At 62.8% G+C, this 14,977-nt stretch carries 10 protein-coding genes and 1 pseudogene; 7 read left to right on the top strand and 4 right to left on the bottom strand.

Annotation, left to right across the window (positions count from 1 at the left end; genetic code table 11):
* The 3 genes and pseudogenes from GGR38_RS05900 to GGR38_RS05890 all read left to right on the top strand — a co-directional run.
* Positions 1–440, top strand: a 440-nt coding sequence (locus GGR38_RS05900) for a fumarylacetoacetate hydrolase family protein (protein WP_183623611.1), incomplete at its 5' end; no start/stop codon positions are given.
* A gap of 42 nt (positions 441–482) precedes the next feature.
* Positions 483–769 (top strand): annotated as a pseudogene (locus tag GGR38_RS05895) (alcohol dehydrogenase catalytic domain-containing protein); the annotation flags it as partial.
* A gap of 168 nt (positions 770–937) precedes the next feature.
* Positions 938–1,447: a nuclear transport factor 2 family protein gene (locus tag GGR38_RS05890; protein ID WP_183623609.1), complete on the top strand. Its 510-nt coding sequence runs from the start codon at positions 938–940 to the stop codon at positions 1,445–1,447.
* Between the two features lie 110 nt (positions 1,448–1,557).
* Here GGR38_RS05890 and GGR38_RS05885 read toward each other — a convergent pair whose 3' ends face one another.
* The 4 genes from GGR38_RS05885 to GGR38_RS05870 all read right to left on the bottom strand — a co-directional run bounded on the left by GGR38_RS05885 (position 1,558) and on the right by GGR38_RS05870 (position 9,507).
* Positions 1,558–2,817, bottom strand: coding sequence for a YceI family protein (locus GGR38_RS05885; protein WP_183623607.1), 1,260 nt, complete (start codon positions 2,815–2,817; stop codon positions 1,558–1,560).
* Between the two features lie 3 nt (positions 2,818–2,820).
* Positions 2,821–3,420, bottom strand: coding sequence for a YceI family protein (locus GGR38_RS05880; protein WP_183623605.1), 600 nt, complete (start codon positions 3,418–3,420; stop codon positions 2,821–2,823).
* A gap of 37 nt (positions 3,421–3,457) precedes the next feature.
* Positions 3,458–6,745, bottom strand: coding sequence for a glycosyl hydrolase (locus GGR38_RS05875; RefSeq protein WP_183623603.1), 3,288 nt, complete (start codon positions 6,743–6,745; stop codon positions 3,458–3,460).
* Positions 6,746–6,828: 83 nt separating this feature from the next.
* A complete protein-coding gene (locus GGR38_RS05870; RefSeq protein ID WP_183623601.1) occupies positions 6,829–9,507 on the bottom strand; it encodes a TonB-dependent receptor domain-containing protein in 2,679 nt (892 codons plus the stop codon).
* Positions 9,508–9,777: 270 nt separating this feature from the next.
* Here GGR38_RS05870 and GGR38_RS05865 point away from each other — a divergent pair, with 270 nt between their 5' ends.
* The 4 genes from GGR38_RS05865 (at position 9,778) to GGR38_RS05850 (ending at position 14,977) form a co-directional block, all read left to right on the top strand.
* Entirely contained in the window at positions 9,778–10,908 is a 1,131-nt protein-coding gene (locus tag GGR38_RS05865; protein WP_183623599.1) for a FadR/GntR family transcriptional regulator, read from the top strand.
* 113 nt (positions 10,909–11,021) lie between these two features.
* Positions 11,022–12,650 (top strand): carboxylesterase/lipase family protein, encoded by a 1,629-nt coding sequence (locus GGR38_RS05860; protein WP_183623597.1) that lies wholly within the window; start codon positions 11,022–11,024, stop codon positions 12,648–12,650.
* A 289-nt stretch (positions 12,651–12,939) separates the two neighbouring features.
* Entirely contained in the window at positions 12,940–14,244 is a 1,305-nt protein-coding gene (locus GGR38_RS05855; protein ID WP_183623595.1) for an MFS transporter, read from the top strand.
* Positions 14,237–14,977, top strand: a complete 741-nt coding sequence (locus GGR38_RS05850) for an RraA family protein (protein WP_221227014.1) — start codon at positions 14,237–14,239, stop codon at positions 14,975–14,977. The genes GGR38_RS05855 and GGR38_RS05850 overlap by 8 nt, the downstream gene beginning before the upstream one ends.

Raw genomic sequence — 14,977 nt, 5'->3', positions numbered from 1 at the left:
AAATGAAAACCGGCTTCGGCTGGATTCAGGCCAAGCCGCCCTGCTCGATGGCGCCCTTTGCGGTCACGCCCGACGAATTGGGCGCGGACTGGGCCGAGGGGCGGATCGGCGCGGACCTTTCCGTCACATGGAATGGCGAGCGTTTCGGCCTCGTGCGCGGCGACCAGATGGGCTTTTCCTTCCCCGAGCTCATCGCCCATGCCGCGCGCAGCCGCGACCTTGTCGCTGGCACGATCATCGGGTCGGGCACGGTGTCGAATGCCGAATATGCCGCGCGCGGTTCGGCCTGCATTTCCGAACGCCGCGCCATCGAGATCATCGCCGACGGCAAACCCACCACGCCCTTCATGCATTTTGGCGACACCATCCGCATGGAGGCGATCACCAGCACCGGCGCCAAACCCTTTGGCGCCATCGATCAGGGGGTCCTCTCGGCCTGAATGGCTGCGATTTGCAGGTCACTGCAAGATTGAAGCAGACAGATAAAGACCCGAGCCGCCGTTGTTTTTGCGCCCAAAACTCGGCTCAAAATCGTCGAGGTTGATCTTGAAGGCCCCAAGGCCGGTGAGGTTCTGGTGAAGATCATGGCAAGCGGCATTTGCCATACGGACGCCTATACGCTCGATGGTTTTGATTCGGAGAGCATCTTCCCCAGCATTGTGGGCCATGAAGGCGCAGGCATCGTGCGCGAAGTGGGCGCGGGCGTCACCAGTACAAAAGCTGCCTTTCGGGCAAGATCAACCTGTGCACCGCGATCCGCACGCCGCAGTTCTGGCCGGAAAAGGATGTGAAAATGCTCTTGGAACGCAAGCTTGTGTGGCTCGAACAAGAACATTGCCCAATTCTGATCCCTTGTTTCGATCAGCATTCGATGGTCCCTCAACCCTCTGTCGCGATCACGGCGAACAGTTTGTGATGACCTCGAAGGAAACTGGCCATGTTCTCAAGAAACCATCTTCGGTCCGTTCTCAGCGGCGCGCTGCTTGCCGCCCAACCCGCCGCCGCGCAGGAAACCGTCACTCCCGCGCCCAATGCAGAAGCCCTGTTCCACCATCCCAACCCCTCGCTCAACCGCAATTTGCAGACCGCCTATCATATCATGAAGGACCTGCTGGAGGCGGGGCATTGGGACCAGGCCCCGGCCTATCTCACGCCGCGCTATATTCAGCATAACCCCAATGTCGCATCCGGGCGGGACACGGTGGTCCACTTTTTTGCCTCGATCGGCATGAAACCCAAACCCATCCCGGCGCGGCTTTCCGCTCCCGTGGTCAGCGTTCTGGCGCAAGGCGACAAGGTTGTGGTGGTAACGGTCGCCACAATGCCCGATCCGCGCGCACCGGGCAAAACCTATACGACCAGTTGGTTCGACATGTGGCGCTTTGTCGACGGCAAGGCGGACGAACATTGGGACAGCGCCACGTTGATGCCCGCGCCGCGCCAATAAAGCCGCCAATAGGGCTGGCCGCGCCAGCCCTATTTCACCAGAGCCGTATCCCGCCGAAGGTACAACGCCAGCCGACAATGCCATCGCGCCCAAAGCGTAACCTTCCTCTCTTACTTGCGATGCGCCTTCAGGTTGAAGGAAAGGCCGACTTCCGAACCGATCTGATCCGTCCCGCTCCATTGCCCGGTGCCGACATGAAGCGCGGCGCGGTCGAGCCGCGCGCTGCCTTTGACGGTGGCCGCATTATCGGCAATCCGCAGGTCGAAGTTCAACGTGACCGGCACCGTCACGCCATTGATCGACAAACGACCCTCGGCGGCAAATTTGCTGCCCCCGGCGGGCTTGAACCCATTGGCCACAAACACCGCCCGTCCCATCGGCGAAGAGCCGAAGAATTCCGGCCCCTGCAACATGCCGTCGCGCGTCTGGTCGCCGCTCGATGCGCTGACCAGTTGAACCGTTACGGTCAGTTTGGCTGCCTCCGGGTGGTCGGGATCATAGGTGACCTTGCCCGTCCATTTGCCAAAACGGCCCTCCACCGGCCCGCCATTGACTGTGGCAGAAAAACCCAGACGCCCGCCCGGCTCGATGGCCCAGTCATGGGTCAAGGGCTTGTCCGGCTCCGCCGATGCGGCGGCAACCGGGGCTTCCTCGACAGCAGGCGCTTCAGAAGCGACAGGCACAGGCGCAACGGGCGTGGGCGTAACGGGAGCGGGCGTGACGGCAGCGGCCGACACAGGGGCCGCCCGATAGATCCCCCAAGGCAGCGCGAAACTGACCCCCAGCCCGCCCAGCGCCAGCACCAACGCACCCCACACAGAGCGGACATGGGCGGGCATCATGCGCGGCACCACCCATTCCTCACGCCGCGCTGCCAACTGATGCTTCAGCGCCCCGCCGATATGCAGAACAATCAGCCCCGCGCCCAGCCATGCCAGCAGCGAATGCCCCGCCTCAATCCCATCATGCCAGTCATGGCTGATCGGCAGATGCGGCAGGGGCACCGTGTGAAACAGCAAGGTCGCCATCGCCACCGGCGCGGTTGAAACCAGCGCCCATCCCGTCAAAGGCCCGCCGATCATGAAGAGATAGAGCAGCCCATGGACGCCCGAGGCCAGCAAGGTCTGCCATCGCGGCCCCTCTACCGGCGCGGGCCGGGGCGAGGCAACCCGCACCGCCACCCTCAGCACCGAGAGCAGCAGGATGGCCATGCCGATGCTCTTGTGGAACTGAAACGCCGCGAACATCACCGCCGATCGCGGCATGTCGGTCATATGCCATCCCAGCCCCAGTTGAAATATCAGCAGGGCGGCAATCGCCCAGTGCAGGATGATGGCCATCGGGCGATAGTGGAGAGGGGCGCTGCTCATCTTTTACTTCTTCTTTGAAAATTCGGCGTCAATGTCGATGCTCACATCGTCGCCGACAAAGGGGAGGAAGGTTTTCATGCCGAATTCCGACCGCTTGATCTGCATATGGCCGGTCACCCCAATCCGCTTGTCATTGGCAAGACCCGTGCCCACCCCGATCAGCGTCACCTCCATCGGCACATCGCGCGTCACACCCAGCAAGGTGAGCCGACCATTGACCCGCGCATGGGTGGCGTCCACCCGCACCAGCCCACCGGCGACATAATGCGCGGTAGGAAAGGCCGCGACATTGAAGAACCCCGCCCCGCGCAATTCCTTGTCGCGCGCCTCCGTATCGGTGCTCAGCGAAATGGCGTCGACCGAAACGTCCAGCGTGGCGGCCTCAGGCTTTGCCGGATCGAAGGTCAATTCCCCGCTTGCCTTGGCAAAGCGCAGGGTGGTCTTGGAAAAGCCAAGATGATCGACCCGCGCGGCAACGGCGGTATGAGTGGGGTCGGCGGCATAGGTGCCGGATTCGATCCGGGCCACATCGGCCCCCTGACTGGCGGCCAGTGCGGGGGCGGCAACAAGAGCGGAAAGCAGCAGCGGGGTAAGGCGTTTCATGGATGGAGACTCCAAAGATACTTAACCATAGCAAAAATCAGCGCGTGTCGCGCGAAATCAGACGCACCGGCCCAATCAGCCCGGATGGCCGCAAGGGCGCATCGGCGCGATAGGTTTTCACCGCCGTCCAGGTGACCGGTCGGGCATCGGGCTGGGCGTCACCAATCAGGCGGTTAACCCACAAATTGGCCACCCGCACCGTCAGTTCATTGCGCCCCCGGCGCACCAGCGCGCCAATATCCACCCGATCGCCGCCAAACCACACTGTCCCGGCCAGACGGCCATTCACCAGCACCTGCGCCACATCGCCATAGCGCCCCAGGTCGATCATCAGCGGCGCGCCCGGCCGGGTTGAACGCGGCAAGGTGAAGCTGTTGCCATAGGTTATCTTGCCGGAGAAATAGCGCTGCGCCTTGTCCGCGCTGGTGTTGAGAGCGCTCAGGCGCGGCATCATCATGGGCGCGGGCGCGGCGAGGCCGGTGAAACTGACCCGCCATGGCGTGGTCAAGGAGAGGACCGGCTTTTCCACGCCCTGTGCAACCTTGGGCGGCGGGGAGTTGTGGAAGACGACAAACCGGGAATCATGCGGGGCAAGATCGAGCGGGATGATGGTCGCCGCGCCAGTTTTGCGCGCGGGGGCCGGAATGGCCGAACCATCGCGCGGGTTCCAGATTTGCGGCGCAGAGCCGGTGGCGCGCAGGGCGACCTCGGTTTTAACCACCTGATCGCCCGGATTGCTGACATAATAGAGGTCGCCTTCGGGCAGGATGCGGTGGACGAATTGCAAATCCGCGCCAGCAGGGGTCAAACTCTTCCAATCCGGGGCAAGGCCGAGCTTGCCCATAGCCGCTTCGACATCGCCGCTCGCGATGATGCGCGGATTGCGCCAAAGCGCATCGGCCTCACGCTCGAACTGCGCCGGATCGTCGGCCATGCCGGGTGATCGCTGCGGCTTGTCGCCAATGATCGGCACACCCGCCTCGGCCAGAGCTTTGAGACGACGCAGCGCGCCCAACGTCATGAACCGGCTGGTGCCGCCCAGCATGATGGCGCGATAGCGTGCGCCGCCGGGGCTGACCACCTCACGCCCCCCTTCAACCTTGAGAAGGCCCAGCATTTCGGCATTGAGGAAATCATAGCCGTAATGGCGCGGCAGGCCCTTGGGAATCCCGGCTGAAAAACCGGTGGTCACGGGCGTATCCTCACCGTTGAACACGGCAATATCGGCCCCGAACCGGCCCTGTTGCAACAGATAGGAACTGCGCGCGATATAATCGACCCATGGTCGCGCCATCTCGGCCCAGCTTTCGTGCCGGTTGAAATATTGCCCGAAAATGCCCAGCGAAAGGCCCGGCAGTTTCGTATCCTCGGGCTGGTGAACGCTGGTGTGGATGATGGGCCGGTTGACGCCCGCTGCAAATTCCAGATCGACCACGGGTTTGAGATCAGCGGGCGCAAAGGCCCATGGCGAATAGGCCGAGGTCATCGATTCCGCCGCCACCAGATTTTGCCCATAGAAATGCGCCACCGAGGCCGCGCTGCGCATATCACCAAGATAACCGCTGCGCGCGCCCTTGCCCCCCGTCCACGCCCAAAGCGCGGCCATCGGCACATCGGCACGTGCCCGCATCGCCATATCATCGCCCAGCACCGGGCGCCCCGCTTCCAGCGCCTCACCATACACCTTGAGGCCATTTTCATGCGCGACGCGGGCCACGGTGCCATAATGCGAGTCCGCCATCAGATCGGCCAAAGTCTGCCGAAAATCATGCAGAAACCGGTCCGATTGCACCGCCGAACTCACTACCACCCCGGTCAGCGCAGGCAGGAAGGGCAGCGGATCATAGCCGCGCCTGCGGCGGAATTCCTCCATCAGGCGCGGTGTCCAATTTGAGGCACCCACCTCGATACTGTCGGTCAGGATCGCGCGTATGCCTTTTTCGCCCATCCATTCCGGCCCAACCGCATCGCGGTAGAGCGCCAGATAACGCCGCATATAGCGTTCGACCGCCGCCGCATCATATTTGTCCACCTCAAGCCCGGTGGCCTCGGCGGTTGCGGGGTGGTTCGACTTGCCGGTCAGCGACCAGCCGAAGCGCAGGATGCGCCAGGCCCCGCCCGCAGGCGGAGTCCAGTCCAGTGTGCCGTCAGGTTTGACCTGCCCGGTCAGGTTCACAATATCAGCGGCGGGCACGCCGCCCTGCCCCGCAACGGGCGTCTCGATGGCGGCATAATCGGCAACGGTGGCAAAGCCCGCCTTGGTTTCGGCCTGATGCACGACAGGGCCGGACAGAAAGCGCAATTCGCCGATGCGGACCTTCGTCACAGGGCCGGAGGATGGGAACAGCGGAGTGATGTCGGCGCCCGCCACGCTGCCCAGAAAATTGTCGGCGGAGGGGACCGAGTTGGTCGAGATCACGAAGCGGAAGCGTGATGCGATGATCGGGCCGAATGCCATCGTGCTGGCCACCGCCGAGAGGCCCACATCGCCCACCTTGCGCCATGCGCCATCGACCTGCGCCTCCAGATGGGCGCGATAGCGCGGCGGGGCAAAGGGAGGCTGGGCATCGTGAACAAAAACACGAAGCGATTGCACCGAGACGGGGTGGTCATAAGCCATTTCCAGCACGGCGCTGCCATCAGCAGCCAAGGGCAGTTCTAGTGCGGTTTGCAGATCATCGTCCAGCAGCGCCGCCGCATCGCCCCCCATCACGCGCGGCATGGGCAAGGCCGCCGCGCGAACCGGCACCGCCAGAACGGCCACCTGCCCCGATGCCTCAGGCAATTTGCCATCCGCGCCGGAGGCAAAAGGTTCCGAACTCGGCAGGTTTTGAAATGGCCCGGTGACATGGGGCAGATCAGCCAACCTGCCGTTGAAACTTTGCCCGCCCAGCACATCGGTTTGTGACCAGACCAGTTTTTTCATCCCGTCTTCGGGCGGCACCCATGGGCCGCCTGTCTCGCTCCAGCCAGGCGAGGAAGCGATGGTGAATTCCAGCCCTTTTGCCTCGGCGCTCATCACAGCATGACGAAAGGCCTCTTTCCAGTCGGGCTGCATATAGACCAGCCGCTTGGGCACGATCTGCGGCGTGGCCAGCCCGGCATCGAAATTCTGCACCCCGCCGATCCCCATCCGGGCCATCCAGTCAAGATCCTTGTCGATCCCCTCACGCGTGATATTGCCGTTCAGCCAATGCCACCACACACGCGGACGCGCCGAGGCGGGCGGGTTTTGAAACCCCTCAACCAGCGTGGTCTGCGCCGCCAGCGGAGCGGCCAGCGCGCAACCGGCGAGCAGGGAAAAGAAAAGCAAGGGCTTGGGCATCAGCCGGACTCCGGTAAAAAGTATCCTCCGCAGCCTGCACGAGGCTGCGGAGGATCAGGAGAGGAACGTGGTCTATCCGCGCATCAGAACCGGGCCGACACCGTCCAGACGAAGGAGCGCGCCTGGCTGGGCACGACGGGATAGATGGCATTCGGGTTATATTGCGCCGCCGTCAGCCCCTGCCGGTTAAGGCTGGCAAGGAAGCCGGTGGCCGACCATGACATGATGCCGACCTGATTGAACAGGTTGCTGACGTTGAACTGGGCCTTGATATGCTTGGTGATGTTCCATGATGCGCCCATGTCCACCGTGGTGAAGGCGGGCAGATAGAAGGCGTTGGCCGCATTGGCCGCCCGCTTGCCAAGATAGGACACGGTGCCGAAGATTTTCACGTCCGCGATGGGCGCGTAATCGAACCCGCCGCGCAGGATGATCTTGGGATTATTATCCGCATCCCCGCGCGCGATCAGCGTCTTCACATCATCCGTGCCATCGCCTTTCGGCCCCTGCGCCCAGTTGTAGAAATTGCTGGCCTTGGGGTCCTGCAGCGTCAGATTGCCATGGAGATTGAGGCTGGGCGTGACGCGGGCGGCGGCGGCGATTTCGATACCGAAAGTCTTGATCTGGCCCTGAAACGCCGGTTCGACATATTGCTGGCCGGTCTGCGGCCCGGACGTATAGTTGAACACGGCGGGCACGTTCACGTTTTGCAGCAGGCTGTAGAACGGGAAGAATTGCAGGTTGAGGCCGCCGCGCACATATTTGATGCCCAATTCGACCTGTTGAATCCGCTGGGGCGCGGGGAAAGAGGTGGCGATTTGCCCCGGCGTGTTGATGCTCTGGATGCCGCCGAAATCGGGCGCCTTCTTGCCGTTGGAATAGCGGACATAGGTGGTCAGATTGTTGTTCACATCGTAATCGATGGCCAGCGAGTAGTTGAAGTAATTGTAGTTCCGCTGTGTACGATAGACCGCGCCCGCGCTGGAAACGCCATTGTCATAAAGCGTATAGGGATTGCCATCGACCCCGCCCACCGGCGAGCCAAAGCCCATGGGGAACAGGGCAAAGGGGCTGGAATTCCATGATTGGTTGCGGATGTCGTAATCAATCGCCTCCCAGCGACCGCCAGCTTCCAGCGTCAGCTTGTCGGTCACTTTCCAGCTATCGCCGAAGAAGAGTGAATATTGTTTCTGCGTGCCGTTATAGCTGGTCAGCGCAGGCTGACCCATACCGCCAAAGCCCGCCGGGCTGGTGACGAGATAGGGCGTGGAGGAACCATTGGGCGTATAGGTGACGGTCAGCATCTGGGGCTGAGGCGTCATGGTCATCAGGCCGATGCCCGGCGCGCCCGAATAATCGGTCGAGAGCTTGGCCAGACCGATAAACCCGCCCAGCGCAAGGTGATGATTGCCCACATCCCCCGTCAGCGTGAGCTGGTCCGAGATCTGGTTCGACCAAGACTTCTGCGCATTGCCAAAGCCGACATAGGCGCCGATATTGCCGGGCAGATTGCTGTTCGCAATGATGTTCTGATTGGGCAGATTGTTGGCGGTGACATTGAAATAGCCCGGCGCAAACACGCTGGCCGAACCGCCCGCTTGCATCGATGCGGCCAGAGTACCGCTGTTCGCATTGTAATAATTGAGCGTGCCGGGCTGGAGGAAAGCCGTGCCCATCAGGATGTTGACGATGGGGTCCTGCAGCGAAACCACCGACAGCACAGCGCCCGCGCCCCAGTTCGAGCGGTTATAGCTATAGCGCAGCTTGTTATCGAGCTTGAACGTGCCGCCCAGATCCTGCCGCCAATTCAGGCCCAGCGCCATCGACTCGTTCTGCACCAAATTGGACGGGTTCCAGCAACCGCTGCCACCGCCCACCACCGGATAGCAATGGCTGCCCGACACCGGTTGCAGGTTCGAGGTCACATTGGAAAAGCCCGGCGCGATCCGCGTGCCGCCAAAGGCGGGCGTGAACTCGTTCCACGTATTGGCATCATTGAGATATTTGCCGGTCAGTTGCAGCGAGCCGCCCTCATAGTCATAGAGCAGATTGGCCTTCACCTGACCGCCTTTGTTCAGCGCATAGCCGGCATCATGCGTGCCATTATCCAACCGCAGGAAACCGCCGATAGAATAATAGAGATTGTCGCGCAACTGCCCGCCGATATAGGCATCGGCGCGATATTGCGGCAATTTGCCATTGCCCTGAAGGCCGAATTTCAGATCAACCGCGACGCCCGGATCGGTCTTGCCGTTCTTTGAGATATAGTTGAAAATCCCGCCCGGAGCATTCGGCCCGGTGATCACCGCCGTGCCCCCGCGCAGACCTTCCAGCCGCCCCAGATTGATGTCCGAACGCAGGTAATAGTCCGGCCCGTAATTGCTGGCCGTCAGCAGATCGACCGGCAACCCGTCTTCCTGCAACGAGACGTAATAATAGCCGCCCGCGCCATCGAGCGAGTTGGCCGAAATCCCGCGCGAAAACACCACATTGCGGATTTCGCCCAGCGCCGAATTCACGAAAACGCCCGGCACGTTCTTGAGCAGATCGGCCGAGGAAACCGCCACCTGCTGGGCCAGATCCTTGGCCGTGACGACATTGACCGAGATGGGCGCTTTTTCCGCCGCCTTGGCCGCGAAAACGCCGGTCACGATGATCTCCTTGGCCTCCTGCGGGGCAGGCGCAGTCTGCGCGAAGGCAGCGCCTGCGGGCGCAAGGTTGCAGGCCATCGCCGTGGCCGAAAGCAGAAACCATTTCCTCATGTACAATCCTCCTGAATTTATTGAATGGAGGATGAAGATTTTCATGAAAATCACAGCAATTTATTCCCAATATCTTGAGAATAAATCAACCTCTCCACCCTATATAATTATTGTGATACTTTTTCATCACAGGCCGAAAACAATCCTCTGCGCACAGCGGTCCATCACCTGTTGGTCCATGCATTAGGACTTGCGCCGAAGGGAAAAGAGGGTCCAAAATCGCGCAAGGGACGGCATCCAGAACAAGCAACCCCGCCCCGGAACCATTCCATGCTGACAAAATCGCTCGAAATTGCGTCGCAAATCCCATCCCACGGCCCGCGCAAGGCCGCCATCCAACTGGTCGCGGAATTTGAAACCGCGCTGCTGGCCCATCACCGCGACGGCAGGCCGGTGTTCGGCCCCGAACGCGATCTGGCGCAGGACTATCAAGCCTCGCCCAAGGCGGTGCGGCAGGCGCTGCGGATTCTCGAATCGCGCTTTCTCGGCTCGGTGCGGCGGGGCGTGCATGGCGGGCTGGCGCTGCGGGTTCCCGCGATCGAGGAATCGGCCGAGCTGATGGCCATCTATCTGTCCGCCATCGGCGCCGGGCGGGACGAAGTGCGGGGCGCACAGGACATTCTGATGCCCGAAATGGCGCAACGTCCGACCGCCTCGCTCGATTTCGTGGGCGGCATCCTATCGGCGCTGGCGCAGACCTTTGACCGAGCCGATAACCACCTGCCCGCGATGGGCGACACGCGCGCGTTGGTCATCGCGCGCCGGATCGTGGCCGATCTTCAGGCCCGCCCGGTCCCGCCCGGCGGTCGGGCCAGGCTGGGCACGCTGGTCGAACTGGAGGAAACCCATTCCAGCGGGCGGCCTATCATTTTGCAGGCGATCCGCATTCTGGAAGAACTGGAGATGATCGAAATGGTCCCCGGTCGCGGCGGCGGCATCGCCTTGCGCCAGCCGTCGCCCGGCGCGGTGGTGCGCGCGCTTTATCCGCATTTCGTGCTGCAAAACCTGAACCGGGAAACCTCGCGCGACATCATCTGGTCGATCAATCTGGCCACCGCAACCTATGCCGCCGAGCGAAGAACGCCGAAACAGGCCTACCTGTTGCGGGCCACGCTGGACGAATTGCAGGCCCGCGATTTCGACACAGCCGACCATTCCGGACAAGTGCTGATCTGGCGGATGCTGGGCGATGTGGCGGGCAACAGGGTGCTGCATATGCTGGCGCGCTGCATCTTCTATTTTCAATTGCAATCCGATGCCGTGGCGCTCGAACGCATCCTCGAACCGCTGCCCGATGTGCTGCTCGACTATACGTGCCAATTGGCCCGCGCGGTGTGCGAAGGCGATGCCATGGCCGCACGCCATGCCGTGACCCTGTGCGAAAGCGTTGCGCGCAGTTGATTTAGGACCCTGTTTGCCACGCCCGATTATCGCAAGAAGCATCGCCATCCGGCCACCGGCGCAAGGGGCGCATAATCCCCACGCTCCATGGCTGTTCTTGCGGGGATCTTGTGATGGCGGCTTTCGATGCGTTCAACCGGCGCAGCTTTCTTCAAACCGGCGGTCTGGCTTTGATCGGCGCGCCGAGCCTGTTGCGCGCGGCCGCGCCCGACCGGCCGATGGTGGAAGCCGACGATGGCCGCCTGCTGGGTATCCATGACCGGGGCGTGAAAGTGTTTCGCGGCATTCCCTATGCCGGTTCAGTGTCCGGCACGGACCGCCGTTTCCGCCCGCCCGTGCCGCCGCCGACATGGAGCGGCATCCGCGATGCCTCGGCCTTTGGCGCCCCCTCGCTCCAGCCCGCCGGGCAACCGATGGGGCCGGGCCGCCCCGCCCCGGCCGAGGATTGCCTGTTCCTCAACGTCTGGACCCCGGCGCTGGATGGCAAACCCCGCCCTGTCATGGTCTATCAGCACGGAGGCGGCTTCGTCGTCGGCTCGGGCGCGGCCCCTTGGCAGGATGCGGCAAGGCTGGCGGCGGAGAATGATGTGGTGGTGGTGCAATCCAATCACCGCCTCGGCATCATGGGCTATCTCTATCTCGGTCAAATGCTGGGCGAGGACTATCCCGGCAATCAGGGGTTGATGGATCTGGTGATGGTGCTGCGCTGGGTGGGGCGCAACATTGCCGCGTTTGGCGGCGATCCGGGCAATGTCACGATCTTTGGCGAAAGCGGCGGCGGGGGAAAGACCGCCTGCCTCTATACCATGCCTTCGGCCGCGCCCTATTTCCACAAGGCCTCGATCGAAAGCCCGATCGGCCCCGGCCATATGGATCCCGATGCGGCCAGCGCCGTAACGCGCGAGGTGATGAAACGGCTGGGGATCAGCGATGCCAAAGCCTTGCTATCCCTGCCCGCCGAGGCGTTGATGAAGGCGCAGGCGGGCGACGACGCATCGGCGCAACCCGGCACGACATTGCCCGGCCAGCCTTCCGGCCCGCCATCCTTGATGTTCTGGCCCTTCATCGACGGCACCATCCTGCCCGAGGAACCCTTTGCGCGGTCTGCCCCGGCCATTTCCGCGCATAAACCGCTGATCATCGGCGGCTGCCGGGATGAGGCGGTGTTTTTCAACCGGCTCGATCCGGCGGCCTTCCGGCTGGATGAAGCGGGCCTTTTCGCCCGAGTGATCGCCATGGCCGGACCGCGCGCGGGCGAATGGATCGCCAGCTTTCGCGCATCCCGGCCCCATGCCAGCCCATCACAGCTCTATATGGCGATTGCCACTGCTGCGCCATGGCGCGCTCATGCCATCCATATCGCCGAGGCCAAGGCGCGTCAGCACGGCGCTCCGGCCTATGCCTATATCCTCGATTACCGCGACCCCACGCCGGTCGAAGGCACCGCCTATCCGCAGGGATCTCCCCATGCCTCCGACATTCCGATGAAATTCAACACCGCGCCCGAATTCGGCCCGCGCGCCCCGGCCCGCCTGAAAACCGCGCAAAACATGAGCCAGATGTGGGCGTATTTTGCCCACACCGGACGTCCCGCAGCCAAGGGGCAACCGCAATGGCCCGCCTATACGCTGGAGCGGCGCGAAACGATGATCATCGATGCGCAATGCCGGGTGGCGCGCGACCCCGAAGGCGCGGAACGGCGGTTTTTCATGCAACAGCCGGATGCCGAAGCCATCCGATAGGGGGCAAGCAGGGCGAAGCTGGTCAGCTTCGCCGGTTGCGGAATAGTCGCCGGGGATGCTGGTTGCGGTGGCCTGTCCACGGCGCGGCCGCACGTGACGATATAGCATTGTCCATCTCAAACTGACCCATGAAAAGGTCAGCGTCCGGCTTGTGGCCGATGGCGATGGAGATGCCGTCCACCGGCACATCCTCAACGCCGCCGGTTTCGTTGGAGTTGACCTCGCCTCCATTAGGCTACGGTTTGGTTTGCCCTGCTATGGCTTGCGCCCAATAAGGAAAGCGAGAGGAATGATCCTGCCTGTGCCCCATTCTGTCACGCGCGTGCGTTGGCGCGTGGTCTTTGCGCTGTTTGCCATTGCGGCGGTGTCTTTCCTTGATCGCAACAATATCTCCATCGCCGCCACCGCAATCCAGCAGGATTTCGGCCTTTCCAACCTGCAACTGGGCGCGGTGTTCAGCGCCTTTGTCGCAGGCTATGCGCTGGCCCAACCCTTGGCCGGGCGCGTCGCCGACCTGTTCGGCCCCACCCGCGTGATTGCCCTTGGCATCGTGTGGTGGAGCGCGCTGACAGCGGCCACCGCGCTGGTGCCGGGGGGCTATGCATGGTCGATGGGCGTGCTGATGGCGGTGCGCTTCCTGCTTGGTCTTGGCGAGGCGGTGATCTTTCCGGCCAGCAATCGCATGGTGGGCAACTGGATTCCCGCCAGCGAGCGGGGTCTGGCCAATGGCATCATCTTTGCGGGCGTTGGCGTGGGGGCGGGCATTGCCCCGCCGCTCATCACCGCGATCCTGATCCATGCCGACTGGAAATCGGCCTTTTATGTCAGCGCCGCGATTGGCGTGGCGATGATGGCCTTCTGGCTGATGACGGTGCGGGACCGTCCAGAACAGATGGCGGGCGTTTCGCCGGGCGAATTGCGCCTGATCCGCGAAGGGGCAACGGCCAGGGCCGAGGTGGCGCCAATGGGCTGGGGCGCGATCCTGGGCAATCGCACGCTGGCACTACTGGCCTTGTCCTATTTCACCTACGGCTATGTCGCCTACATCTTTTTCACATGGTTTTTCAAATATCTCTCCGGCGTGCGCGGGCTCGATCTCAAAAGCAGCGGGATCTATGGCATGTTGCCCTTCCTCGCCATGGCCATCGCCTCGCCGCTGGGCGGGTTCCTTGCCGACCGCCTGACCGCCGCCAAGGGCGCGCGAGTGGGGCGGTGTTACACCGCCTCGGCTGCGCTGGCCGTAGCCGCGATATTTGTCGCGCTGGCAACGCAGGTGGCGGACGCGCGCCTTGCCACGCTGTTCCTCGCCGGCGGCGCGGGCGCGCTCTATATGTCGCAAAGCGCGTTCTGGACCATCTCGGCCAATCTGGGCGGGCGCAGTGCCGGGTCCGTCTCGGGCGTGATGAACATGGCCAACCAGATCGGCGGCGTGGTCACAGCCTCGCTCACGCCATGGCTGGCCGACAGCTTCGGCTGGACCGCCTCTTTCGTCTTTGCCGCCTGTCTCAGCCTGCTGGGCGCTCTGGCATGGCTCTTCATCAATCCGAACGACCAGCTCGACACCTCCCTTTTGCAGGACCAAACCGATGCGTAAACTTGCTCTTGCCCTGATATTGCTGGCCACGCCCGCCCTCTCGGCGGAACCCGAAGCCGCCGCCTATCCCGCCCTCGCCCCGGTCAATGACCCGATGGTCGATGAATTCAACCGCGTCGAAGCCTCCAGCGTGGCCGATGCGATGGAGCAGCTTTACGGCATCCGCAATTACCTTCCCCATCAGTTCCGCCCCAATATGACCACCAAATTCACCGGCCGCGCGCTGACGGTTTACCTCAAGCGCGAGGAGCACAAGGAGGGCAGCCCGGCCCAGCAGGGCATGATCGACGCGATTGACGCGGGCGCTCCGGGTTCGGTCTATGTGATGGCGATGGACGGGGCCGAGGATTTTGCCGGGATCGGCGCGCTGATGTCCACCACGATGAAGGCGCGCGGCTTTGCGGGCGCGATTGTCGATGGGGGCTTGCGCGACACGCCGCAACTCTCGCGCCTGCAGTTCCCGGTGTTCAGCCGCTCGGTCGTCCCCTCCACCACGGTCAACCATTTCCGCTTTGCCGGATCAAACATCCCCGTCACCATCGGCGGCGTGCGCATCGAGGCGGGCGATATCATCGTGGCCGATATGGACGGCGTGGTCGTGGTGCCCAAGGCGCGGGCCGCCGAGATCCTCAAAAAATCGCGCGAGCTCGATAATGTCGAACACGCGATGTATCCCTTTATCGAGCGTTTCCGCAGCCTGAAGGCGGCGGTCACGCAATATGGGCGGCTTTGA

This window comes from Novosphingobium sediminicola (assembly GCF_014196525.1).
In the GTDB taxonomy this organism is placed as follows: Bacteria; Pseudomonadota; Alphaproteobacteria; order Sphingomonadales; family Sphingomonadaceae; genus Novosphingobium; species Novosphingobium sediminicola.
This window is presented reverse-complemented; position numbering and strand designations above follow the sequence as displayed.

What these genes read in the sequence shown, in the direction of transcription:
- GGR38_RS05870 (WP_183623601.1), bottom strand. Translation starts at nt 9,507, where the DNA reads ATGAGGAAATGGTTTCTGCTTTCGGCCACGGCGATGGCCTGCAACCTT.
- GGR38_RS05875 (WP_183623603.1), bottom strand. Translation starts at nt 6,745, where the DNA reads ATGCCCAAGCCCTTGCTTTTCTTTTCCCTGCTCGCCGGTTGCGCGCTG.
- GGR38_RS05850 (WP_221227014.1), top strand. Translation starts at nt 14,237, where the DNA reads ATGCGTAAACTTGCTCTTGCCCTGATATTGCTGGCCACGCCCGCCCTC.
- GGR38_RS05855 (WP_183623595.1), top strand. Translation starts at nt 12,940, where the DNA reads ATGATCCTGCCTGTGCCCCATTCTGTCACGCGCGTGCGTTGGCGCGTG.
- GGR38_RS05890 (WP_183623609.1), top strand. Translation starts at nt 938, where the DNA reads ATGTTCTCAAGAAACCATCTTCGGTCCGTTCTCAGCGGCGCGCTGCTT.
- GGR38_RS05885 (WP_183623607.1), bottom strand. Translation starts at nt 2,817, where the DNA reads ATGAGCAGCGCCCCTCTCCACTATCGCCCGATGGCCATCATCCTGCAC.
- GGR38_RS05860 (WP_183623597.1), top strand. Translation starts at nt 11,022, where the DNA reads ATGGCGGCTTTCGATGCGTTCAACCGGCGCAGCTTTCTTCAAACCGGC.
- GGR38_RS05880 (WP_183623605.1), bottom strand. Translation starts at nt 3,420, where the DNA reads ATGAAACGCCTTACCCCGCTGCTGCTTTCCGCTCTTGTTGCCGCCCCC.
- GGR38_RS05865 (WP_183623599.1), top strand. Translation starts at nt 9,778, where the DNA reads ATGCTGACAAAATCGCTCGAAATTGCGTCGCAAATCCCATCCCACGGC.